Source organism: Sulfitobacter indolifex, from assembly GCF_022788655.1.
Lineage (GTDB): Bacteria > Pseudomonadota > Alphaproteobacteria > Rhodobacterales > Rhodobacteraceae > Sulfitobacter > Sulfitobacter indolifex.
On sequence record NZ_CP084953.1, the window covers coordinates 111,395 to 134,981 of the forward strand.

Here is a 23,587-nt window from a genome sequence, read left to right on the forward strand (position 1 = left end):
TTACTCCTTGCTGGTATGAGTAGGGCCGATCTCCGCGGCCCCTTGCTGCGGGTCGCCGTGCCAGGACCGGCCCGGCACAGCGCCCAGAAGTTCCTTGGTGTAATCATCCCCCGGGGACGAAAATACCTGGGTCACGGGGCCCTGTTCGACGATGCGGCCGCGATGCAATACAACCACCCGATCGCAGATATTCGAAGCGACGCGCAGGTCATGAGTGATGAACAGCATCGCCAGATCGAACTCGTCGCGGATCTCGCGCAGCAGGTCGAGAACCTGGGCCTGCACGCTCACGTCCAATGCCGACACCGCCTCGTCGGCGATCAGCAGGTCGGGCTCGACCGCCAGCGCCCGGGCAATGCCGATGCGCTGGCGCTGGCCGCCCGAGAATTCATGCGGGTAGCGCTCGGCCGCGGCGGCGTTCAGTCCGACGCGTTCCAAGAGCCGGGCCATGCGAGCCTGGGCCTTGCAGTGGGGAACCCCGTGGGCTAGCGGGCCCGACAAGATCGACCGGCCAATCCGATGCCGCGGGTTGAGCGAGGCGAACGGATCCTGGAACACCATCTGCGCCCGCGCGCGATAGGCCAGAAGATCGGCGCCGCGCACATGCGAGATGTCGCGCCCGTCGAAGCGGATCTCCCCGCCCTCGACCGAGGCGATGCGCATCAGGCACTGGCCGATGGTCGATTTTCCCGAACCGCTTTCGCCCACCAGCCCCAGCGTTTCGCCACGGCGGATGTCGAAGCTGACGCCATCGACGGCGCGCACTTCCTTGACACCGCGGATCGGACCGCCCGAACGGTAGATCTTGGTCAGATCTCGCACCGACAATAGCGGCGTCTCGCCACGCGCGGCGGCGGCGGTTTCACGAAAGCGCGGCACGGCGGCGATCAGCTTGCGGGTATAGGGATGCGCAGGGGCATTCAGAACCCGGTCGATCGGACCTTGTTCGACCACTTCGCCGTTCTGCATCACCGCCACTCGGTCGGCAATGTCGGCCACCACTCCGAAATCATGGGTGATAAACAGCACACCCATGCCCCGATCACGTTGCAACGCGCGGATCAGCCGCAGGATCTGCGCTTGAGTGGTCACGTCGAGCGCGGTGGTGGGTTCGTCCGCGATCAGGATGTCGGGCTCCATCGCCAGCGCCATCGCGATCATCACCCGCTGCCGTTGACCGCCCGACAGGCGGAACGGATATCGTTTCACGATACCCTCGGGGTCGGGTAGGCCCACCGCGCGCACCAGTTCCATCACCCGAGTGGGGCGGTCGCGCGCGGCCACGCCATGGGCCTCGAGCACCTGCGCAAGCTGATCGCCGATCCGGGCCACCGGGTTCAGCGAGGTCATGGGCTCTTGGAAGATCATCGATATCCGGTTGCCGCGAATGTCGCGCATCCGCCGCTCGGACAGGGACAACAGGTCGGTGCCCTGGAAATCTATGCGCCCCGACCGGATGGTCAGCAAGTCTGAGGGCAGCAGGTTCATCATCGCTGAGGCGGTGATCGACTTGCCCGACCCGCTCTCGCCCACGATGCACAGCACTTCCCCCCGTTCGAGGGTCAGGTTGACATCCTGCACAGCAAAGGCCCGCTCGCCCCCTTGCGGCAACGCGACGGTCAGCTTCTCGACGCTCAGCAGCGGGGCGGTCATTGGCGTCCCTTCCGGGCCAGACGCGGGTTGAACGCATCGTTCAGCGCCTCTCCCACGAGATTGAGGGCCAGCACCACTAGCAGGATCACGACGCCGGGAAAGAAGCTCATCCACCAAGCCTGGCGGATCACTGTCCGCGAAGCCCCAATCATATAGCCCCAACTCATCCGGTTGGGGGCGCCCAGACCAAGGAAGCTGATTGCCGCCTCGGTCAGGATCGCTGTGGCCACCATCAGTGATGCCATCGCGATCACCGGGGAGAGGGTGTTGGGCAGGATTTGCGACACGATGATGCGCGTGTGGCTTTCACCCAGTACAGTTGCCGCCCGCACGAAGTCGCGGCTGCGCAGGCTGGCAAATTCAGAACGGACCAAGCGGGCCACGGGCGGCCAGCTAACGACGCAAATAGCTATAATGATCGAGGTAACCGACGGCTCGAGAATCGCGACCATCAGCAGCGCAAAGACGAAGGTCGGGATGGTCTGGAAGAACTCGGTGATCCGCATCAGCACGTCATCCACCCAGCCTGCGAAATAACCCGAAATCGCGCCGATTACGACGCCGATGCTGACCGCCGCTACGGTCGAGAACAACCCCACGATCAGCGACATCCGCGCGCCATAGGCAAGCCCCGCGAGGATGTCACGTCCCAGCATATCTGTACCCAGCCAAACCTGCGGGTTCTCGAACGGTGGAACGAAGGGACGTGTGACCATCATCCAAGGGTCGCGCGGAAACAGCACCGGCGCGAAGATGGCTGCCAGCGTTGCCATTAACAGAATGGTAAAGCCGATCAGAGCCTTGGGGTCGGTTGCCAAGCGGCGCAGGGTCAGGGTCATACTTCGGCTCCAATCCGGGGATCGATGACGCGGTAGAGAAGATCGGTGATAATGTTGAAGGCGACGACCATGATCGAGGTGACGAAGAACACCCCAAGCAGAACCTGGTAGTCGCGCTGCAAAAGCGCGTCAAAGGCCAGCCGCCCAATGCCGGGCCAGCCGAACACAGTTTCGGTCAATATCGCCCCACCCACCAACTGCCCGGCTTGAATCCCCGCGAGCGTGATAATCGGCAAGAGCGCATTGCGCAGGATGTGGCTGCGCACTATGCGCCGGCGGGGCAAGCCCATCGCCCGTGCGGTGCGCACGAAGTCCTGATCGCGCACCTCAAGAATCGAGGCGCGGGTCATGCGGGCATAGACCGCCATGTAGAATAGACCCAGCGTAGTTGCTGGCAGAACCAGGTGGCGGGCCACGTCAAGAAAATAGGCCCAGCTGGTCAGGCGGCTCCCTACCTGCGTCATGCCGAAAGCTGGCAACCAGTCCAGATAAACCGAGAACAGTAGGATTGACATCAGCCCAACCCAGAACAGCGGCGTAGCGTAAAAGATTAGCGAGACCACTGAGATCACGAAATCAATCGGTCGTCCGGCGTTCAGCCCCGCGAGGCTGCCCATCGCGATCCCGCCAAGCAAGGCGATGGCAAAGGCGGTTCCAGTCAGCAGTAACGTCGCCGGCAACCGATCGAGGATCAGTTCGGACACTGCCGTGCCCTGGCGATAGGAATAGCCCAGGTCTCCTTGAAAGATGCCCGCAATATAGTCCCACGCCTGCACCGGCAGCGGCTGGTCCAGCCCGAACTGTGACCGTAATTGCAGCATGAACTTTTCGTCCGCGGCGCCAGCTTGCCCGGCCATGACACTGGCCGGATCGCCTGGCGCCAGCCGGATAAGGATGAAGTTCAGCAGCACGATGGCCAAGATCACCGCTACAGCCTTGGCTAGGCGCAGCACGATTGAAAGAAGCAGCCTGCTCACGACCAAGCCACCAATGGTGAATCCGCGCCTTTGAAAAGCCGAGACTGTATCACGAAAAATTCCACATTTCTAAGCTATAACCGTATTGCATTGCAATACGGTCGTGTTGATATATACGTTAGAGTTAAATTTCTCACCCGTCAATTGTCGCCGGGGAGATTGCGAAATAAGGAGATGTCCGTGAACACAGATGCTACTAATGAGGTCGATAGTCGCCTTTTTTTGCGCTCGGTTGCGCGTGCGTTTAAGGTGCTTGAAGTCTTCGGCGACCAACCCCGCCCGTTGTCCCTGCGCGAGTTGGCACAGGCCGCCGGCATAGACAAAAGCGCGACGCAACGGGTGGCGCAGACTCTTCTGGCGCTTGGCTATCTTGAGCACGCGCCCAACAATGCCGGGTTGTTGCCGGGCAAGGCTGTGCTGGACCGGTCTTTCGATTACCTGCGCACAAACTCTCTGATCGAGCGTGCCGCGCCGGTGCTGTCCCAACTGCGCGCAACCGCGCGTGAACGAGTGGATCTCAGCTTGTTCGACAATGAAACCATCATCTACGCCATGCGGCTGCAAAGTAAGCGCGAGACATTCTATGCGACGCTGGCCGGGCGGCGTATTCCAACCTTCTGCACCTCGGGCGGGCGCGCCTGCCTGGCCCGCTTGAATGAGGACCGCGCCCGCACGTTGATTGAGAGGTCCGATCGTATACCACTGACCGCACGCACAATTACCGATCCCATCGCGATCATGGAGAAGGTCCGTGAGGCCCGCACCGACGGCTATGCCTGCGCGCTCGAGGAAACGTTGATCGGAGAGATCGTCCTTTCGGCATCGATCGTGGATCATCGGGGACACCCGCTGGGAGCGATCCATATCGCCGGCTCTCTTGCCGAGTGGGGTGAGCAGGAATTCCGCCGCCGGTTCGCGCCGCACGCAATTGCTGCAGCCAAGGCGCTCTGAGGCATCACGGCGCGTCTCCCGGCAAGAGGCGCAGCACAATTTCGGTAGCCGCGTCCACTGCCCCCCGACTATAAAGTAGGGGGTGATAGTTGCCCCGCTGCCAGTCATCCGCGAGATCCGCAAAATGCGGATTTCCGGGCATTCCGGACTGCCCCGGCAGGTTGATAAATACCGAATTGTCCCATGCGCCCACATCCATCACAATCCGTACCGAGGGGCCGGTGATGGTGGTAAAATCGCCGATCCGGTAGTTGGCATAGGCCGGTGTCGAACCGCTGCCGCCGATCTCGAACGGGCCGACCGACCATTCGGCCGGCGCATTCACTGCCTCAAGCGCGTGGGGAAGCGGCAGGCGGTGAATCGCACCCCAGTGCCAGCTCGCAACATCGGCGCCAAATCGCGTTTTTGAGTCGGCCCAAGCGGCGGTCAAACTGTCGCGCAAGATCGCGTCACGGGTCTCCTCCGCATCCTTGGCAAACCAATGTTCGGGTCGCTCGACCAAATCGAGAACCGACTGGATTGAGCCGGGCCAGAGCAGCTCGATCGAGACGCCGGGCCCGATCAGTGCCGTGAAGAGCGCAGGCTTGAGATGCCTCGTTACCCAGTATTCAAAAAAAAGTGCCTGAGACGAGTCAGCCGTGACTCGTGCATCCCACACCGCCAGATGTGCCGCCGCATCTGCCGCATCGCCGTCCATGACGAGCCCAGCCAACACCCTCTGCATCCGCACCGCCGCCGCGCTGTGCAGATCGGTCTGAAGCGCGCAAGAGTCGGCGATGTCATGCTCAGTCTGATCGTCCAAGACAGCGTGGATCCGATCGGCCCGGCTGCGGTCCACCCATTCGTAGCCCACCGCCGCTGCGGCCGCATCCCAGCCATCTGGCAAGTTCATTTCGTTGGCGGTAGCAACGAATCCGCGTGCCGGGTTCAGCACATGCGGCAGCTCGTCGAGCGACAGTTTGCCCTGCCATTCGTAGCGTCCGTCGCCCGGCACCGGTAGCAGCCCGTTCCAACCCTCGCGCCGGGGCGTGGTGCCCACGGTTTGCCATCCGATATCGCCGGTCACGTCGGCATAGACATGATTAATCGATGGCGTGCCCCACCCTTTCAGCGCGACGCGGTAGCTGTCCCAGCTCTTCGCGCGCATCACCGACAAGCTCGCCATGTAGGGCGCGGCGCCGGGATCGCTCCAGACCGTGCGGATGGCAAACAAGCGCTCGGGCGTCTCGTGCACCACAGGGCCGTGCCGGGTAAAGCGCAGCCGCTTTGTCTGATCTGGGTAGCCGCGCACGGCGAAACGCTCGGAGACCTCCTGCACCTCTTCTTTGCCATCTCCGTAGGCATAGCGATTGGCTGCCTCTGGGTCGCGGCGATAGACCAGCATGTCCTCCTGATCGGCGCCAAAAATGGTTAAAGAGAACGCGCTGTGCCCGTTATGACCCAGCGAGATACCCGGCACGGAGGGCTCGCCGGCACCGATCACATCAAGCCCCGGCGCACTGAGATGCACGATATATCGCAATGAAGGCAGCGCGTGGGTCCGATGCGGGTCGGTACCCATCACCGGACGTCCGGTGGCGGTGCGTGCACCGGAGACCGCCCAGTTGTTCGAGCCCTGGCTTTCGGCCTCGGCCACGACCTCGCCCAGTGTGTTCAGCGTGCGCCAGCGCGGTGCCTCGTCCAGCGTTGCATTCAGCCGGTCATGGCTGAAAGTGACGGACGCAGTAGCCAACTTGAAATCTTCAATTGTCTCTAGCGGGATCGCTTCGGGCGGCACTTCAGGGTCGAACACCGCTTCGACCGGCGGCACAAGCTCAGCGCGCATTCGGTCGGCCTCGGGGCCAGCCTCCGCCAATGTGCGGGCGCGCAACACCTCGTTCAATGCGTTGCGGGTCAGGCAATGACTACGGATGCGCACCACGTCCTCGGGACTCCAGGGCATTGGCTGCGTGCCCATCAGCGCGAATTCCGGCGGCATCGGCATCCGCCCGGCTTGAGCCGCGACAATATAGGCATTCACGCCGGTGGCGAATGCTGTGCAAATGGCCTCAGCATCCGGCGCGTAGGCGGCCCATTCTGGCGCCATATCTCCGCGATAGAGAAACAGCCGCGCGGCGCGGTCCTGCTCAAGGTAGCCCGGTCCGAAATCGGCCGCCAACAGGCCCAGCCCGCGCTTGCGCCAAAGGTCGATCTGCCAGAGGCGATCTCGGGCCGCGTTAAAGCCTTGGACAAAAAATAGATCCGGCTCGGATTCGGCCCGGATATGCGGCACGCCCCATCGATCCACCGCGATGCTGGCCTCGGCGGTAAGTCCCGGCACGTGTAGAATCGACGGTTCGGGGGCGGCAGATCGATTTTGCATCGCATTCTCCACTGACTGGACCTTCACGCTGCAAAGAAATTAATAGAATTTCAACCCAGAAAAATTGCTCAGCGATACGGTCGTGGTGTTAAATTTTATCTGACTAAAGGGGAGCCCGTAACGGAGCGGGGTCATTGATGCTTGCCCAAGCGCGCCCGCGCATAGCGCCGGCCACAAAGCTGTGGCAGGTTGCGCAGATGGAAGAACTTCACCGCACAATCCGGCTGCTCTATACCGGGCAAAGCCAGCGCGCCCGACGGTTTCGCTATGGGCTGATCATTTTTGATGCGCTGACCATCCTTTATTTCATTGCGACAGCCGCCCTACCCGCAACGCCGACGATGACCGCCGTGAACACAGCGCTCGGCCTGCTCATTGCGTTGGACCTTGCGGCCCGGCTCTGGATTTCGAACAACCTGCGCCGGGAACTAACACGCATCTATACGCTTGCGGATTTGGTCGTGACGCTGTCTTTGCTGCTCGCCCCCTTTATTCCTGGGAACTTTGCCTTCCTCCGCGTCTTGAGGGGGCTGCGGCTGATCCACGCTTATCATCTGCTCCGCGATTTGCGGCGCGACAGTCTGTTCTTTCGGCGCCATGAGGATGCCATCCTCGCAGCCGTCAATTTGTTCGTCTTCATCTTCGTGACCACGTCATTGGTCTTTGTGCTGGCCTTTGAGGGAGAGACAGGTGTCGCGGGATATGTGGACGCGCTCTATTTTACGGTGGCGACGCTGACGACGACTGGCTTTGGTGACATCACCATGACAACGACCAGCGGCAAGCTCTTATCGGTATTTATCATGGTCGTGGGGGTCGCGCTTTTTGTGCAATTGGCGCGCGCCATCTTCCAGCCTTCCAAGATCAAATACAAATGTCCTGAATGTGGCCTGAACCGGCATGAGACAGACGCAATTCACTGCAAACATTGCGGCGAACCCTTGAAGATCGAGACTGAGGGAGAGACCGCAACATGACCGCGCCCGCACGGCTCTACAGATTGGGATCTTGGCACATATCTTCGCTACGGGTGGTCCGTCCACGCTGTTGAGCTGGTCGCTTAAACCATCGGGCCGTCAAAAAGAGCGTAAAACAAAAACAGGGAATGGATCTCCCATTCCCTGTTCTGATGGCCCTTGGGTGGCACGAGGTAAAATCCCACCCAAGGGGTCCGTTCGTCCTTAAAACCCCATCACAAGCGAAACGCCAATGGTGTTGTCGGTCGATTTCAAACCGGCTGTGGGATCTGTGTTATAGTCTGTGCGGTAGCTTAGACGGGTCGACAGGTTGTTGGACACCTTGAAATTGACGCCCGCGTCGTTCGACACAATCGTATTGGTGTCGGACCCAAGAACATCAGTGTCGTTGGTGAAAGAGACCGTATCGGTGAGCGCATAGAAGTAACGCGAAGATACGATGAAGCCGACTTCGGTGTCAGATACGCCAGCCGCATCTTTGTAGTAACGCGCGCCGGGGCCTGCCTGGACACGCCATGTGTGGTTCGGCTCGCTCAGGACACGGTAGCCTGGACCGAAGCCCAAGAACGCATCGGTTTCCGAGCCGGGCAAGATCGCACCGGAATTATCTGTCAGCAGGCCGTCATATTGGAAGCGACCAATGCCGAACATGTAGAACTCTGGCGTGAAGTAGCGGCTGGCCTCATAGGTACCAAAGAACTTCTCTTCGTTCTTCGTGCCGTTTGCTTCGCCGTATTCGACTGCGAAGCCAATAAGGTGGTTCCAGTCGCCAATCCCGTAGGTCAGGCGGCCTGCACCAGCCAGCTCACCATTGTCGGTGTTGCCAGAAGTGCCAGAGGCCGTCAGGGCAAAAGAGCCGCGCCAGCCTTGTGCCACACCATTCGAGCCAAAGCGGTCTGCGTCTTCACCACGACGTTGGTCGCGCTCTACCTCTGTGGTGATGTCGTCGATTTGATCATTGAGTTCGGTTACCCCTGTTAGGGTGCTTTGGGCTGAAGCCGGGGCAGCGACGATCAGCGCCAGTGTCGAAACGGTGGCAAATTTGGCGAACATGTTCATGGGTCAATCCTTCCCCAAAAGAAGTGATCCGAACCGTGGCTGGTCCGAAAGCATCTCTGCTGGATAAGATTTAATGCTTCGTAGATCGCGAGGATAATTCGAATGAATTATAGATAAAGCGACTATTACTCATCTTTGGCTTCGCCCTCCGAGGCCGCCTCGTAGTCCGCCATGACCCCCAAATCGCCCACGAGAGTTTCTTGAGATTTTTCAGCCTTCTGTACAACGGTCTTTAACGTCTTGTGCGCCAGCACGGCCAGGTCCTCATCCAAATCTTCACGCCAGACCACCCAAGACGGGTAAGCGAACCGTGGCGCATCTGCCACAATATAGAGTTTTCCATCGTCCAGATGCCGCCTTACCGACCGGGCGGGCAGGAATGCAACTGACCGCCGGTTGACCACATATTCCATCGTGAGGGCCCCCAAGGCCATGGAGCGGCCTGAATCCGTCAAATGCGGGAGTGCGAGTGCAAGCGCGTGGGTGAATTCAGGCCCCCAGTTCACGGAGACATACCCCGACAGCTTTTCCAAGCTTGCGTCCGGATAGGAGGCCACAAGGATCAGTTCATCGTCTAAGGCGGGCTCTACGATCAACCCCGGTCGCAGTTGCGGTGTGTAAAGCAATGCGGCCTGCACGACGCCCTCGACTAGAAACCGCGTTATGCGGTCCGGCATGCCCATTTCCGCATGTACGCTTAATTGCGGCATCTCGACCTGTAGGGCATCGAGCCAGCGAAACCCCAAACCCGGCCAGAGCGAATATTGTGCGCCGATGCTAAGCGCACGCTCATAGCCATGAGGAACTGAATTTTTTGCCGGGCTTCTTCCCAGACCTTCAAAAGGCTGAGGGCGTAGGGCTCAAACTGCTGGCCTTCGGCGGTGAGCACAGCTCCGGCCTTCGAGCGGGTGAAGAGTTGATGCCCCAGGCTGCCTTCTAGGCGCTGAATGCGCAGGCTGATCGCGGATTGCGTGACAAAAAGCCTGTCGCGCGCAGCGACAAACGATCCGGTATTCGCAACTTCGATAAACGTTTTAATCAGGGTGATGTCCATCGTTCAACCACCTCCATTGGGCACCTTCATTCTCCTTCTTATGTACTATTGAAAGACCTCGGAAGCGTTACCGAATTAGGCCTTTAAGGGCTGATGGTCTTTTACACGTGTCCAAAATCTTCCCGTAGGGGCTCTGGTTCTTCCTCAAGCCCGGCATGCCGAGCATAGGTATGACCCGACTGAACTGCCCCTGCGATGAGGCTTGGAGCGTAACAGTCACCAATTCGCCTTACCGAGCGAATACCAGCGTCGTCCCATTGCTCTTTGGCTGCAAGAAGGTCTTCCCAGAGAGCATCGTTGGGGCGCCGGGTTGTGACAGTGACCACTGTGCTGCAGGCAATCTCTTGAGTGTCTCCCGTGTAAACACAACTGAGTGTCAGCGTCTCCGGGGACATGTCGGCAAGGCTGTGCAGGGGGATGATGCGCACTTGCTTTTCGATCAGGCGACGCTGGATGCGGTCCTGCTCCAAAGTGGTTTCCGACCAGGGCGATACGACGGGCGCCGGTGTGACGAACACAACATCGCGCCCTGCGGTCGCCAAGAGTTCAGCTAGAACGCTTGCCATGTAAAAACGGTCATCATCAAAGACGACAACGGGACCCTTATCTGTGACGGCCGATGCGCCTTTGGCCATGATGTCATCTGGCGTCAACACGCGGTCCGGATCCAGAAACCCAAGTGGGCGACGATGCACGCGACCCACCCCATCTGCCCGCCATGTTGACCCTGTGGCAAGGGCGACATGAGGCATGCCGAACTCAAGAATATCAGATGCTTGAAGCGGGCTGTTAAGGTACATTTCGACATTCGGCGCTTGGTTTAGCTGCCAGAGCCGCCAATCTCGAACACGAGCCCATGTTGCAAGACCAGGCAAGGCACTTTCTAAAGTGACACGCCCTCCCCACGCGGTCCCTGCCTCGGACAGAGTGACCTCTGCGCCCCGTTGAACCAAGGCGCGCGCCGCCTCCAGCCCGGCGGGACCCCCGCCGACGATTAGGTAGGGGTCAGGGTGCGAAAGAGACGGGATAAATTCGGGATGCCAGCCGCGCCGCCATTCCTCACCGAGGGTTGGGTTTTGGGTGCACCGCATCGGCACGCTGGTGTTGTCGCCCATCACGCAAATGTTGCACCCAATGCACTCCCGGATTGCCTCGATCTCCCCAGCCTCGATCTTGCTCGGCAGGAATGGATCAGCAATGGAAGGGCGCGCGGCGCCAATCAGGTCCAGATGACCGCTTTTGATCACCCGCGCCATGGTGTCGGGCGATGTATAGCGACCCACGCCCACGACAGGCTTTGTGGTGACCGATTTCACAAAGCCTGTGTAATGCTCCTGAAACCCTTCGTCGGAGAACCGTGCGGTCTGGCTGTCGTTTGACCACCCAGACAGGTTCACATCCCAAATATCAGGCTCTTCGGCCAAAGCCTCGATAATGTCATGCGCCTCCCCATCGTGCTGCAAGCCGTCGCGGCCCATCAGTTCATCAACCGCCAAGCGCACGGCGACGGCGCAAGTCTGACCCACAGCTTCTTTCGTGTCCTCAATCACTTCTCGGAACAACCGCAGACGGTTTGCAAATGAGCCGCCATATTCATCTGTACGGTGGTTGTGGCGCGCCAGCAGAAAATGTTGCAGCAAGGTCATATCGTGGCCCGCATAGGCGTAGATGATATCAAACCCCGCCTCTTTTGCCCGCAGCGCGGCGTCCACATGCCATTTGCGAAAGGCTGCGATGTCGGTCTTGTCCATGGCCCGGGCCTGGACCGGGTCATCACTTGCGACGGCGGCTGCAGATGGCGCAAGGGGGGCAATTCGGCTGTAGCGGTTTGCTGTGTGAAGTCCATTATGAACCAGCTGGATCGCTGCCAGGCTGCCATGTGCGTGAACTGCATCTGTCACGAGGCGCAGGGCTGGAATGTCCTGCGCCCCCCAAATCCGCGCTTCATTTGCAGGGGTTAGGTCTGAGCTTGCATGTATTTCAGCCTCTTGCGTGGACACCACACCCCATCCGCCTTCCGCTTTCACCCCGCGCAGACGCGCCTCTGCTTTTGGGTATCGATGCCCCATACCCGTGCAATGGGGCACTTGGTAAAACCGGTTGCGGGTAGTGACAGGACCAATCTTGAGAGGCTTAAAAAGAATATCGTAACGCGGATCACGCATAGTGGGTCCTTGAATTGGGCCAGGTGAAGTGGATTCAGCTTGAGCCTATTGGAACAGGTGGAAAGCCGAAAGCGGACAAAAACGATGATCGTGGCCTCGGAGAGAACCATGACCCCGGACGGATATATCGCAATCCCGCTCAACAGAGCCGCAAACAGAGAACCGTTTTTGAACGACTATCACTGGTCTCGTAATCTAAAGCTCAAACAAACGCGGCAGATCTCGCGACCCTTCTATCACCCGCACGATCTGCACTTCCTCATCTACCTTGATGAAGAATATCAGGTAACGCCCATGCCGCGCGTGACGCAGCCCTTTGTGCAGATCGTCGCGCTTCTGGAAGCTGCCGGGGCGCTCGCCTACCTCAACAATCTTCGCCTCGATCTCGGCCACGAAAGATGCGGCGCGAGGGCGATTGTCGAGCGCGATGAAGTCGCCAATGTCCATGAGGTCTGCCCGTGCAGCGGGCAGGATAACGACGTTTGCCACGATCAGGACTTGTCGGCGTAACGCGCACGCAGCTCAGCAAACACCTGGTCGGCCGGAATACCCGGTCCGCTGTCCAGCCCAGCTTTGATCGCGTTCCGTAAGACCTCAAGATCGCGCAGCTCGGCATTGCGGCTGCGTGTCCAATCGCGCAACGCCTCGCGTACAACTTCACTGGTTGAGGCATACTCGCCACTAGCTACGGTCTGGCGCAGTGCCTCTGCCATATCTGTTGGCATTGTAATTGTCATTCGTTCAGCTGAAGGCACGGCATGTCCTTTCGAGATACGTCATACATAAGCATACTTTTGATGCGCGCAATGTCGAGTCCGATCATGATCACTTGGTTCGTCACGGATTCTATTTTGGTCGCGAGGCCATCTGCGCGCATGTTCCAAAAAGGAGCGGTTGCCATGGAATTCGTAAACGACATTGTAGACGATCTGCCACCGAAACATTGAAGCCTTTCCTAGTAACTGGGCCTGCGTATACTAGGCGTGACCTTCAGTAAAAAAGCGTTTATAGCAAAACGACCATATTTGGCTGTGAAAGATATTTACCCAATGAGTGCCAGTAACCCGCTCCAGCAGGCCTACCAGAAGTTTCGTGCCATTTTCGGGGCGACGATCCTGTTCAGCTTCTTTGTGAATTTGCTGATGTTCGTAGGTCCTCTTTATATGCTCCAGATCTATGATCGGGTGCTTTCCAGCCGAAACGAGATGACGCTCGCGGTGATCACGATAGTCGCAGTGGCCCTTCTCATCACCTATGGCACGCTAGAGTTTGTCCGCTCGCGTATGCTGGTACGGGCAGGTTTGCAGTTTGACAGCATCCTCTCACGGCCCCTGTTTGACCGCGTGGCACGGATGCAGCTGGTCAATCCTAACGGTGGCGCGCGCACCGCTCTGGGAGATGCAGATAAAGTCCGCAGCTTTATTACCGGACAAGGTGTGTTGGCCTTTTTTGATGTGCCCTGGACCCCGATCTTTCTTGCGCTCTGCTTTGCTTTCCATCCCTGGTTGGGATGGGTGGCCACGGGCGGTACGGTCGTCATCTTCACCTTGGCGCTTCTCAACGAATATTTGACCCGCAATGCGCTGCAGTCGGCCAACAACGAGGGCCAGCAAGCGTCCGAATTTGCCGGGGCCACGATGCAGAATGCGGAAGTCATTCGTGCAATGGGGATGCAAGACGCTTTGGCGCAACGTTGGCAGGTCAAGCGTAATGGCATGCTCGTCTCGCAAGCAACCGCCAGTGACTGGGCCGGTGCTGTCATGTCGAGCTCAAAATTCGTCAGAATGGCCCTTCAGGTCGCGATCCTCGGCACGGGTGCCTATCTCGCCATGAAAGGGGAGATCTCCGCAGGCGTCATGATCGCGGCCTCGATCGTGATGGGCCGTGCTCTGGCTCCAGTTGAGCAGGCCGTCGGACAGTGGAAAGAATTTGTTGCAGCACGCCAATCTAATGCACGCCTGAAAAAGCTCTTTGAAGCTGTTGCAGAAGAGCCTACGCGTCTTCAACAGCCCCAGCCTAAAGGGCATCTCAGCGCCGAAGGTGTCACGACTGTTGTCCCTGGCACCCGCGATACGATCCTCCGGGGCGTCAGTTTTGATCTGCCAGCCGGAAAGACATTGGCTCTTATTGGCCCCAGTGGGTCGGGAAAGTCTACGCTTGCGCGTCACCTAGTTGGTGTGGGCGACCCGATCAATGGCGCGATCCGCCTCGATCAGGTGGAGCTTTCCCATTGGGACCGTAATCAGCTTGGCAAAACCATCGGCTATCTGCCGCAGGACGTAAAACTGTTCGCGGGCACCGTCGCCGAGAACATTTCCCGCTTTATGGACGATGCCACCGACGACGACATTATCGCAGCCGCCAAGCTTGCCGGGGCCCACGAAATGATTTCCGGGCTGAACGACGGCTATGCCACCCAAATTGGAAGCGGCGGCGGCCGTTTGTCTGGCGGTCAACGGCAGCGGGTTGGATTGGCCCGGGCGCTTTTCGGCAACCCCTCTCTGGTGGTGCTTGATGAGCCCAATGCGAACCTGGACAGTGAAGGCGAAGAAGCCTTGGCACGTTGCCTCACCCAATTGAAGAGTGACGGTAAGACGATTGTCCTAGTGACCCATAAGGCGAATATTCTGAGTGCCACCGACTTCACCTTGATCCTGAGAGAAGGAACGGTTCAGCGGTTTGTGGCCACAAAGGAGCTGTTGCAACCTCAACAACAAAAGCCGCAGCAGCAGCCCCAGACGTTGTCGCTGTCCACGGCCAAGCTGTAAACTTTGGCAGGATCTGACCGAGGCCCACATGTGGCGCTGGTCCGATCCTTGTCAAAATGACAAAACAGCTCTCATTCATAAAACCACCAGAGATTTAGGATTCAATCGTGGCAACAGCACAATCAGCCCTGATTGCGGGCCAACTGAAAAAGATGGCAAACCCGCGAAAGTACTCCTTCGCAGGGTATGTTATCTTGTTCATTACCTTCGGCATCCTGGGCACCTGGGCTTATTTTGCGATCATCGCCAGCGCTGTTGTGGCGCCTGGGGTGGTGTCGCTGGAAAGCGACCGCAAAGTTGTTCAGCACCTTGAGGGCGGTATCGTTCAAGATATCTTGGTGCGCGAGGCTGCTTTCGTGGAGCAAGGCGACCCCCTGCTCGTGCTCGACAACATCCAGATCAACTCGGAAATAAGGGTGCTCGAGCAGCGCCGTGCCGCCTCGGAAGCCTTGATTGCCCGGTTGGTCGCAGAGCAGGCCTTTGATGAAGAGATTGAGTTTTCCCCTGACCTGCTCAACGCTGAAGACCCCTACGTGAAAAGTGCGGTGCAAGCCCAACGCAACATCTTTGAAGATCGCCGATCAATCTTTTTGTCGCAAACTGAAATCCTCGAGTTCCGTGCAGAGCAGTTGAACAGTCAAGCGGAAGGCTACGAAGTCCAGCTCGCCGCCGTGGAAAGACGTCATACCCTGCGCAACGAACTCTTTGAGCGGATGCGCACGGGCGAAGAGCGCGGCGTGATCGAAAGCAACCGCCTCTCTGAAATGCAAGATGAGGTGATCCAGATCGAGGCCAGCATTGGGACAGCCATGTCCGATATCGCCCAAGTAAAAGCTGCAGCTGGAGAGGCGCAGCTCAATATTCTTAAGCTCAAGCAAGAATATAGCGAACGCGCCAACAGCGAGCTTAAAACCGCGCGCTCTGAGCTTTCCGAGATCAATGAAAAGTTAACTGTAGCCGCCGATCAGATGCGGCGCACAACCATTCTGGCCCCCACGACTGGCAAGGTGCAAAGCCTCGCCGTCACCACCCGCGGCTCCGTGATCCGTTCTGGCGAAATCCTGATGGAGATCGTCCCCAGCGATGAGACGCTTCTTATTGATGCGAAGATCGCGCCCGTGGATGTGGATAACGTACGCCCCGGGCTTGAAACCGAAGTGCGGTTTTCGGCCTTCAAAGCCCGCCTGTCAAAGGTGGTGTTGGGCGAGGTTCTATCGATCTCAACAGATGTGGTGACCACCCAGGACCCCAATGAGGCGCCCTATTACCTCGCACGCATCAAAGTACCGGACGAAAATCTCACGGATGAGATCCGTGAGGGTTTGACCGCAGGCATGCCGGCAGATGTGGTGATCCTGACAGGTGAGAGGACCGTATTGCAGTACATGCTAGACCCTCTGTCCGAAGCAATTTTCAAAAGTTTGCGCGAAGAGTAGACACCTATATAGACTGTAGGCATGGTGAAAAATCCGAAGATCCGATGGGAGATAATGTGAGCAAGGTCAAGCGTTTTGGCGACTACATAGCTGCGTTTTTCAAGCTCGGGCGCACAGAGCGCTTGGCCAAAGAAGCGCACCGCAACATGCGAGCCACCGAGGAGCGCTTCAATGCTTTGGAAACCCGCGAGCGCCAGCTGAGAAATGGAATCAAACAAATGGTTCAGGGCGAGACCCAGGTTCTAATGGCCCGCAATGCAGAGCTCGCGCGCAATTTTGTCGGACTCTCCCGGCGCTTGGATCAGGTTTTGCTCGCATCCCAAGGGACGCAAACACAGCCCCCACCGCCGGACCCGGCCGCCAAGGACGCGGGGGGGCTCGGGGCCGTCATGGACAGTTTCTATCACCGGCTGGAAAACAAATACCGCGGCACCACATCCGACATCCGAAACAGGTTGCGCGTCTATCTGCCCGATGTTGAGAGCGCGGTTATCCGCACCGGCGGCAAACCTGTTATGGACATCGGCTGCGGCCGCGGGGAATGGCTTGGCCTGCTAAATGATGTAGGCATCACCGCCATTGGCATTGATACCAACCCTGTGCAAATTGAAGACGTGCAGAGCGAAGGACTGGATGCGCGTTACGGGGACGCCCGCAGCGCGCTCACCGAGGCCAAAGACGATTCTTTAGCCTGTATTACCGCGCACCATCTGATCGAGCATCTGCCTTTTGAAGAGGTTCTCTGGATTACCCGGGAAGCCATGCGCGTGCTGGCCCCAGGCGGGGTACTCTTGTTCGAAACCCCCAATACACGCAACGTTCTGGTAGGATCGACCTCCTTTCACAACGATCCCACGCACCTGCGTCCTATGACCGATCCGGTGCTGAATGTCCTGTTTGAAACGATCGGGTTTCAGCCCATCGAAACGCGCCATCTGCACCCTCATGAGAGGCTTGCTGAGTTTATGGCAAAGCCAGGGTTTGACCCCGACCTAGCCAATCTGATGTTTGGCGCCCAGGATCTGGCCATCTTGGGGCACAAACCCCTTCGGGAGACTTAAGATGCGGGTTGGTGTTGTTCGGACCCAAGTCCCCTTCGTCACCGGCGGTGCAGAGCGCCATGCCGCTGGCTTGGTGAGCGCCCTGCGGCACTATGGTCATGAGGCTTGCGAAATCGCCCTGCCCTTCAAGTGGTACCCCGTTGAGACCTTGACCGATAGCATCCTATCAGCACGGCTGGTGGACCTGTCAGAATCTGAAGGGGTGCCCATCGACATGATGATCGGGCTTAAATTCCCTGCCTATCTCGCGCGGCATCCAAATCCGGTCTTTTGGTTGATCCACCAGCATCGGCAAGCCTACGACATGTGGAATGCTGGCACGTCGGACTTGCTGGACAGCCCCGATGGGATGATGGCACGCGATATGATCCGGGCGGAAGACCGCGCGGCGTTCGCACGCAGCACGCGCCCCATTTATGCGAACTCGAAAAATGTCGCCGGACGGCTGGAGACTTACCTTGGTCTACCCTCTACGCCTTTGTATCACCCCCCACCGCTCGCAGACCGGATGACTCAAGGCGCGTTTGGTGACTATCTCTTCGCGCCGGGACGTCTGAACCCCTCCAAGCGGGTCGATCTGATGCTGCGCGCATTGGCCATGACGCCTGGACCAATGCGCTTGGTCATCGCCGGCGTGCCAGAGAACCCTGCCTATCTGGACGACTTACGCAGCCTGGCTGCGGCTTTGGGGATTTCGGGGCGCGTCGATTGGCTGGGCGGCATCGATAATGACACGATGATCCGCCACTATGCCCAGGCCCGTGGCGTCGTCTTTACGCCGCAAGATGAAGATCTGGGCTATATCACGTTGGAGGCCATGCTCTCGGGCAAGCCGGTGATCACCACCACCGACGCCGGTGGCCCGCTAGAGTTCATTTCTCACGAACAAGAAGGATTGATCACCTCGCCCGATGCGGAGGCGCTCTCAAAGGCTTTCATCACGCTTTATGAAGATGCAGCCTTGGCCGAAACCATGGGCCAGGCCGGGCTCGAGCGCTATCATAGTCTGAACATCTCCTGGGAGCATGTGGTGGAAACACTGACCGGGGAGACGGCCAAACCGGCCCCGGGACCCGCGCAAATCGCGGCCCTTGAAGCGAAAGCCGCGGCCACCCCGGCCGAAGAAGCAGTGGCCCGTGTACAGGCCGCCGTGGCTCCGCCGCCCGCGCCGGCCTTGCCTTTTGCCTCTATCACCGACGTGTTGGAGGCCTATGCCTTTGACACCATGCCCCAAGAAAATGGTGAGGGTCCCGCGCCGGTTGAGCCTGGATTGGCAAAATATCTGGGCTCGCATTGGACGCGTTACCTGACCACTTTGCACCATATCGTAGACTGTGCCCCGCGCGATATTCTGGATGTTGGGGTCTTCCCACCTCTGGCCTTTGAGGCCATGGTCGTCAACGCGCTCGAGGACGTCAAAATGAGCGGGGTCTGGGAAGGACCAAATCCCTATGCGCAGTCAGTCAAAAGCCTGAACCCAGCCTACCCTGATTTTGATATCGAGTTGCGCCCCGCCAACATCGAGCGCGATGTCATGCCCTATGGGGACGCAGAGTTCGACATGGTGCTGGGCATGGAGATCTTTGAGCATCTCGCTCTGGACCCGCATTTCTTCCTGTCCCAAGCGGCCCGCGTGCTGCGACCCGGTGGGCATATCATTCTGACCACGCCCAATGTCGGTAGCCACCGCGGTGTGCGAAAAATCCTTGATCGTGAGTCCCCCTACTCTTTTGGTCTTTTTGTCCCCACCGGGGGGGTCTACGGACGGCACAACCGCGAATACACCCCACATGAGGTAGAAGCTCTCGCCCATGGTGCCGGCTTTGAAACCCACTACCTAGGGACATCTGATGTCTACGATGACCACGTGGACCCGGCGACTGCGGCCCTCATGATTGCTCGTGAGGACGACTTGCATCTGCGCGGAGAAACGATCGTCTTTGTCGGGCGGAAAGCAAGGGCACCGAGCGCCCCGCCCGCTGGCCTTTATCATGGTGATCCTGCGCGGCTGTCGGGCAAACTGGTTTTGACCAAGGATGAGGCCGAGACCGGCCTCACGCAGGTCACCGCGCACAATACCTCTTCAGGATGGTGGCCCGCTGCGGGCAACCAAGCGACCGCCCTTTTGGCTGAATGGATCAATGGTGAGGATTATCTCGTTCATACCAATGTCATTCTGCCGCTGAGCGAAGCCGTGGCACCGGGAGCGGAGACCACATTCAGCTTCCGCCGGGATCCCGATATGGCGGGCCCTGGTACGCTGCGGTTGCATCTTTTTCAGACGGGTGTTGGTGCTTTTACTGGCACGGGACGGGCCAACACACTGGAGCTGCCTTGTTCTGAGGCCAGCTTTTTGGCCTTAGTCAAACGAGCCCTTTGATGACCAGCGCAGAGCCTCGCCCCACAATTCACTGGATCAGCCCCCTTCCCCCGGCTGAAACCGATATTGCACATTACACCGCACGCGTCCTGCCAGCGCTCAGCGCTAAGGCGGAAGTTGTTCTGTGGACTGATGCGCAGGAATGGGATCTGTCCTTGGAGCGGTATTGTGTGGTCAAGCAGTTTGACCCGGATACGGTTTTGCCGAGAGACTTTGCCGCAGCCAGCTGCGGAACAGGACCAGAGGTTCTCTTTCTGCACATCGGGAACTCTTGGGTCTTCCATGCGGGTTTTTTGCGCCTCGCGCAACGCATCCCCACCCTTGTGGTCTTACATGATCTCGCGATTCAGGAATTGATGATCGAAGCCGTCGAGCAATACGAATGGGATGCGCCAAGCTACTTGGCTGGGATGGAAAAGTGGTATGGAGCAGAAGGCTGGCGCAAAGGCCAAGCCTGCTTGCAACGAGAAGAAAAAGGGTCTGTCATATCTGCCCAATTGCCGGGCTTCGAGTTGGTGTTGGACAAGGCGCTTGGCGTGCTAACACATACTCAGTTTGCGTCGAATGCGGTGCAAGAACGGTTGCCTCACTTGCCCTGCCAAGTGTTGCCCTTGCCCTTCGAAATAGGCCCCCCGCCCTCGCAGCGCCGGGCTTCAAGCGGCCCGGTGCGGCTTTTGCAATTCGGCTGGATCGGCCCCAACCGGCGGCTTGAGCAAGTTTTGGATGCTTTGGCCCAGATGCCGGAGGATTTTGACTACCGGCTGGACGTGATGGGCAAGATTTGGAACCCGGATGTCATATATGACAAGCTGACCCAGTTAAACCTGGCCGGCCGGGTACATTTGCATGGGTTTGTCCCAGAGCCGGTCTTGGACGATGCGCTGCGCCAGGCCCATCTGGTGTTGAACCTGCGCCATCCCAGCATGGGGGAAGCCTCTGGCAGCCAGCTGCGCATCTGGAATGCGGGGGCGCCATCGGCCGTCACCCGGGAAGGCTGGTATGCGGGATTGCCTGAAGACGTGGTCTCTTTTGTAGATGTGGACGATGAAGCCGCTCAACTGTACGTGCTCTTTTTGAGACTTGCCGCTGATCGCCGCGCGGGGGACGAGATTGGTGCCGCAGGCCGGGCCTATTTCGAGGCGCATCATGCCCCTGCTTCCTATGCGCAAGGCATCGTCTCTTTGGCTAAAGAGACCGCTCTGAATGCCGGCCGGGACCTGGCCTTGCGGTTGAGGTCTGAGCAGCAAACAGCACATGACTTGCATCCAAGTTTGCAAAAGCGTCTTGAGGCGCTTTCCGCGCCTGTCAGAACGGACCTTTAGACGTGTTCTGCATCGCCAAACAGCATCCCATAGGCTTCTGGCTCATAATACCTCAGCAGAATTCTCATAAAGGCTTTGGGTTCTTGCTCAAGGGCTTTTGCCCAATCGCGGTACCGCGCGCTTGGAATTTTGCCGCGGCCGGTCTCAAGTTGCGAGATAAAGGTGTAGTAATCTAAGTCAAGAACGTCTGCGAGTTGGCGCTGCGATAAGCCCTGCGTTTCGCGCAGTGCCCTCAGCCAGCTTCCCAACTCTGCACGGGCGTTTTTATCGCGCGAGACGGCGGGGGTGATTTTGTCGTGTGCCATACGAAGCTTCCGGTTCGCGGCGAAGCCCCACTTATATAGGGGGCCCAGCCAGGTTTGCTGCAGCTGAAGTAAGAGCTGCCGGTGTTATTTTTGGGCGGTTCTATGCCTATCTGTATCCATAACATCATATGAAAGAAGTTGGTATACTTTTTACTGGACATATAGCTTGCTCGATGACCGGTAATTTGCTAGTTCGCTCTTAGCGATCATTCCGCGATCTGGCGACAATGCCTTATTTGGAAGATTTTTGCCGCGCGGTCGCTCGTGAAAAGAAAATCGTGAATCTTCACAACGCAGGAATTACAAACATGGCAACTTCTACGCAAATCAATGCGATTACAGCCCTTTATGTAGGGTACTTTGACCGCGCTCCTGATCCAGCAGGTCTTCAGTTCTGGATTGACCAAATCGACAACGGTCGTGAGTTCAACACAATTGCAGCTGACTTCGCAGCTTCCGCTGAAGCCGTGGCGCTGTACCCCTACTTGACCACGCCAGCCGTTTCTTCGCCTGCCGCGTTCATTACAAACATCTACGCGAACCTGTTCGGCCGCACACCTGACGATGAAGGCCTGGAATTCTGGACTGGCGTTCTGGAAGACGGTAGCGTTTCCGTGGCCGACATGATCGAAGCGATCATCATGGGCGCTCGTGACGATGCAGCCGCCGGTACATTCGACAAATCCGTTCTGGACAACAAAGTCGAAGTTGGTTTGGATTTTGCTCTGGAAACGGGCAACGTTGCTGGCTTTAAATTTGACGCCGCAGCCAAAGCCGCAGCTGTTGCTGCCGTCAACGGCGTGACAGAAGACCAAGCAACTGTAGACGCCGCAAAAGCTGCAACAGATGCATTCGTAGCCGATGGCACCGTCCCAGGCACTGTGGGCCAAACCCTCACGCTCACTGCAGCTGCCGATAACCTTGTCGGTACAGCTGACGTGGATACATTCCAAGCTGTCGTAGGTGCTGGTGCGGCCGACACGCTGACCGTTTTCGATAAGCTCGACGGTGGCGCTGGCGAAGACACTCTGGACATGATCGTTACTGGCGACCTTATCACTCCAGGCGGCGTGTCGATCAAAAACATCGAAACTGTCAATCTTTTCCGTGACGCTACCCTCACTCCGGCTACAGCTGTTAATGCTGCTACCTTTGTTGGCGCTAAGCAAATTTGGCAGATCGACAATGCAAGTGCGATCAATAATCTCGTAGACGGCCAGGCTGCTGGCTTCCGCGATACTGCGTTGAACGGTATGGTCACCTACAAAGCTGGCGCGACAGCTGCGACAGTTGCTCTCGACAACATTGCAACTAATGGTCAACTGGATGTTGTTGGTAAAGACTTGGAAACAGTCACCGTCTCCGGCACTGTGGACAATAGTGTTGCAGCGAAAATCACTGTTAACATTGGCAACCCTGGTTCCGGCGCTGACGCCGTTACTGACGTTGTCTTGGCGCTTGAAAACGATACAGATGTTACCGTGATCGGCAACAACGCACTTTCCACGCTGGAAACTATCGACGCATCCGGCTCGACCGGCGGCATCACAGCCTCCATCTTCAATTCGGGGAATGACGGTTACGCCGCTCTTTCTTCCGTAGTTGGTGGCTCGGGTAATGATGACCTGACACTCGACAATCTGCTTTCCTTTGAAGCAGAGACTGTGGAAATTTCTGGTGGTGCCGGAAATGACCTTATCACCATTACTGACACTACTGGGACTGGTGGTACAGCAACAGCGGTCGCCGTTAATATTACCGGTGGCGCTGGCAACGACACGCTGGCATTTACCAACACTCTTGCTAACATCACCGACGCGTCGGAAGCTAGCTTCATGGACAGCCTGATCACGTTTGCTGACTTCAATGGCGATGAGGATGTTCTTGATCTTAATGGTAGTCTTGCCGTACTTTCAAACACTGATCGGGCGAATATCGCTGCTGAGGACAATCTGTTTGACGCGCTTACAATGGCCGCCGGTAAGACCACCAGCGGTACCACAGTTGCGTTCGACTTCGGTGGCGATGCTTACATCTATTCCGATAACGGTACTGACACGACTCCTGATCTTGTCCAAGCTGGTGACGGCCTCGTTAAGCTGGCTGGCTTCTCTGTCGAGAACTTCGACTCCAGCAACCTGATCTAATCATCTCCTAGGAGACTGATTAAAAAATAAGGGCCCCGCTATCTTATGATGGCGGGGCCTTTTCCCGTCGGATGAAGCCAGGAGCCAACTTGGCAACATTCGTGCTGTAGATGTTGAACTGAAGCGACTTG

Annotated in this window: 19 protein-coding genes; 8 read left to right on the top strand and 11 right to left on the bottom strand. The window is 58.1% G+C overall.

Annotated elements, in window-relative coordinates; translation table 11 throughout:
- The 3 genes from DSM14862_RS17960 to DSM14862_RS17970 are packed head-to-tail and all read right to left on the bottom strand — an operon-like array spanning nt 1 to nt 3,469.
- A complete protein-coding gene (locus DSM14862_RS17960) occupies nt 1-1,653 on the bottom strand; it encodes an ABC transporter ATP-binding protein (RefSeq protein WP_007120961.1) in 1,653 nt (550 codons plus the stop codon).
- The gene (locus DSM14862_RS17965; RefSeq protein WP_007120960.1) at nt 1,650-2,492 is read right to left on the bottom strand and encodes an ABC transporter permease; all 843 of its coding nucleotides are present in this window, start codon (nt 2,490-2,492) and stop codon (nt 1,650-1,652) included. Before DSM14862_RS17965 ends, DSM14862_RS17960 begins: the two co-directional genes overlap by 4 nt.
- A complete protein-coding gene (locus tag DSM14862_RS17970) occupies nt 2,489-3,469 on the bottom strand; it encodes an ABC transporter permease (RefSeq protein ID WP_279625051.1) in 981 nt (326 codons plus the stop codon). Before DSM14862_RS17970 ends, DSM14862_RS17965 begins: the two co-directional genes overlap by 4 nt.
- A gap of 174 nt (nt 3,470-3,643) precedes the next feature.
- On the opposite strand from DSM14862_RS17970, the gene DSM14862_RS17975 reads away from it, so the two are divergent.
- Nucleotides 3,644-4,420 (top strand): IclR family transcriptional regulator, encoded by a 777-nt coding sequence (locus DSM14862_RS17975; protein WP_007120958.1) that lies wholly within the window; start codon nt 3,644-3,646, stop codon nt 4,418-4,420.
- A gap of 4 nt (nt 4,421-4,424) precedes the next feature.
- Here the strand turns inward: DSM14862_RS17975 and DSM14862_RS17980 are convergent, their stop codons facing one another.
- Nucleotides 4,425-6,782: a penicillin acylase family protein gene (locus DSM14862_RS17980; RefSeq protein ID WP_243254415.1), complete on the bottom strand. Its 2,358-nt coding sequence runs from the start codon at nt 6,780-6,782 to the stop codon at nt 4,425-4,427.
- 197 nt (nt 6,783-6,979) lie between these two features.
- Here DSM14862_RS17980 and DSM14862_RS17985 point away from each other — a divergent pair, with 197 nt between their 5' ends.
- Entirely contained in the window at nt 6,980-7,759 is a 780-nt protein-coding gene (locus DSM14862_RS17985) for an ion channel (protein ID WP_040701906.1), read from the top strand.
- A 204-nt stretch (nt 7,760-7,963) separates the two neighbouring features.
- On the opposite strand, the gene DSM14862_RS17990 is transcribed toward DSM14862_RS17985, so the two are convergent.
- From DSM14862_RS17990 to DSM14862_RS18015, 6 genes are all read right to left on the bottom strand, one after another.
- Nucleotides 7,964-8,818: a DUF481 domain-containing protein gene (locus DSM14862_RS17990; protein ID WP_007120955.1), complete on the bottom strand. Its 855-nt coding sequence runs from the start codon at nt 8,816-8,818 to the stop codon at nt 7,964-7,966.
- A 125-nt stretch (nt 8,819-8,943) separates the two neighbouring features.
- Entirely contained in the window at nt 8,944-9,564 is a 621-nt protein-coding gene (locus tag DSM14862_RS17995) for a LysR substrate-binding domain-containing protein (RefSeq protein ID WP_243254414.1), read from the bottom strand.
- Nucleotides 9,516-9,872, bottom strand: a complete 357-nt coding sequence (locus DSM14862_RS18000; protein ID WP_007120953.1) for a LysR family transcriptional regulator — start codon at nt 9,870-9,872, stop codon at nt 9,516-9,518. Before DSM14862_RS18000 ends, DSM14862_RS17995 begins: the two co-directional genes overlap by 49 nt.
- A 101-nt stretch (nt 9,873-9,973) precedes the next feature.
- Entirely contained in the window at nt 9,974-12,037 is a 2,064-nt protein-coding gene (locus DSM14862_RS18005; RefSeq protein WP_243254412.1) for an oxidoreductase, read from the bottom strand.
- Between the two features lie 195 nt (nt 12,038-12,232).
- Nucleotides 12,233-12,526: a type II toxin-antitoxin system RelE/ParE family toxin gene (locus tag DSM14862_RS18010; protein WP_040701901.1), complete on the bottom strand. Its 294-nt coding sequence runs from the start codon at nt 12,524-12,526 to the stop codon at nt 12,233-12,235.
- Between the two features lie 2 nt (nt 12,527-12,528).
- Nucleotides 12,529-12,792 carry a type II toxin-antitoxin system ParD family antitoxin gene (locus DSM14862_RS18015; RefSeq protein WP_040701899.1) on the bottom strand — a complete coding sequence of 88 codons (264 nt, stop codon included), beginning with the start codon at nt 12,790-12,792 and terminating at the stop codon, nt 12,529-12,531.
- Nucleotides 12,793-13,020: 228 nt separating this feature from the next.
- Between DSM14862_RS18015 and DSM14862_RS18020 the strand changes: the two genes are divergently transcribed.
- The 5 genes from DSM14862_RS18020 (at nt 13,021) to DSM14862_RS18040 (ending at nt 21,004) form a co-directional block, all read left to right on the top strand.
- On the top strand, nt 13,021-14,805 hold the full coding sequence (locus tag DSM14862_RS18020; RefSeq protein ID WP_243254410.1) for a type I secretion system permease/ATPase: 1,785 nt from the start codon (nt 13,021-13,023) through the stop codon (nt 14,803-14,805).
- A gap of 107 nt (nt 14,806-14,912) precedes the next feature.
- Nucleotides 14,913-16,241: an HlyD family type I secretion periplasmic adaptor subunit gene (locus tag DSM14862_RS18025; protein WP_007120946.1), complete on the top strand. Its 1,329-nt coding sequence runs from the start codon at nt 14,913-14,915 to the stop codon at nt 16,239-16,241.
- 56 nt (nt 16,242-16,297) lie between these two features.
- A complete protein-coding gene (locus DSM14862_RS18030) occupies nt 16,298-17,302 on the top strand; it encodes a class I SAM-dependent methyltransferase (protein WP_113075756.1) in 1,005 nt (334 codons plus the stop codon).
- A 1-nt stretch (nt 17,303) separates the two neighbouring features.
- Nucleotides 17,304-19,682: a glycosyltransferase gene (locus tag DSM14862_RS18035; RefSeq protein ID WP_007120944.1), complete on the top strand. Its 2,379-nt coding sequence runs from the start codon at nt 17,304-17,306 to the stop codon at nt 19,680-19,682.
- Nucleotides 19,682-21,004 carry a glycosyltransferase family protein gene (locus DSM14862_RS18040; RefSeq protein ID WP_007120943.1) on the top strand — a complete coding sequence of 441 codons (1,323 nt, stop codon included), beginning with the start codon at nt 19,682-19,684 and terminating at the stop codon, nt 21,002-21,004. The genes DSM14862_RS18035 and DSM14862_RS18040 overlap by 1 nt, the downstream gene beginning before the upstream one ends.
- On the opposite strand, the gene DSM14862_RS18045 is transcribed toward DSM14862_RS18040, so the two are convergent.
- Complete coding sequence (locus DSM14862_RS18045) at nt 21,001-21,309, bottom strand: helix-turn-helix domain-containing protein (protein WP_007120942.1); 309 nt, start codon at nt 21,307-21,309, stop codon at nt 21,001-21,003. The genes DSM14862_RS18040 and DSM14862_RS18045 overlap by 4 nt on opposite strands.
- A 227-nt stretch (nt 21,310-21,536) precedes the next feature.
- Between DSM14862_RS18045 and DSM14862_RS18050 the strand changes: the two genes are divergently transcribed.
- On the top strand, nt 21,537-23,456 hold the full coding sequence (locus tag DSM14862_RS18050) for a DUF4214 domain-containing protein (RefSeq protein ID WP_243254409.1): 1,920 nt from the start codon (nt 21,537-21,539) through the stop codon (nt 23,454-23,456).
- The last annotated feature ends 131 nt before the right edge of the window (nt 23,457-23,587 follow it).

Excerpts from the sequence above, each read along its gene's own strand:
- DSM14862_RS17960 (WP_007120961.1), bottom strand. The coding sequence starts at position 1,653 with ATGACCGCCCCGCTGCTGAGCGTCGAGAAGCTGACCGTCGCGTTGCCG.
- DSM14862_RS17965 (WP_007120960.1), bottom strand. The coding sequence starts at position 2,492 with ATGACCCTGACCCTGCGCCGCTTGGCAACCGACCCCAAGGCTCTGATC.
- DSM14862_RS17975 (WP_007120958.1), top strand. The coding sequence starts at position 3,644 with ATGTCCGTGAACACAGATGCTACTAATGAGGTCGATAGTCGCCTTTTT.
- DSM14862_RS17980 (WP_243254415.1), bottom strand. The coding sequence starts at position 6,782 with ATGCAAAATCGATCTGCCGCCCCCGAACCGTCGATTCTACACGTGCCG.
- DSM14862_RS17985 (WP_040701906.1), top strand. The coding sequence starts at position 6,980 with ATGGAAGAACTTCACCGCACAATCCGGCTGCTCTATACCGGGCAAAGC.
- DSM14862_RS17990 (WP_007120955.1), bottom strand. The coding sequence starts at position 8,818 with ATGAACATGTTCGCCAAATTTGCCACCGTTTCGACACTGGCGCTGATC.
- DSM14862_RS18000 (WP_007120953.1), bottom strand. The coding sequence starts at position 9,872 with ATGGACATCACCCTGATTAAAACGTTTATCGAAGTTGCGAATACCGGA.
- DSM14862_RS18005 (WP_243254412.1), bottom strand. The coding sequence starts at position 12,037 with ATGCGTGATCCGCGTTACGATATTCTTTTTAAGCCTCTCAAGATTGGT.
- DSM14862_RS18035 (WP_007120944.1), top strand. The coding sequence starts at position 17,304 with ATGCGGGTTGGTGTTGTTCGGACCCAAGTCCCCTTCGTCACCGGCGGT.
- DSM14862_RS18040 (WP_007120943.1), top strand. The coding sequence starts at position 19,682 with ATGACCAGCGCAGAGCCTCGCCCCACAATTCACTGGATCAGCCCCCTT.
- DSM14862_RS18045 (WP_007120942.1), bottom strand. The coding sequence starts at position 21,309 with ATGGCACACGACAAAATCACCCCCGCCGTCTCGCGCGATAAAAACGCC.
- DSM14862_RS18050 (WP_243254409.1), top strand. The coding sequence starts at position 21,537 with ATGCCTTATTTGGAAGATTTTTGCCGCGCGGTCGCTCGTGAAAAGAAA.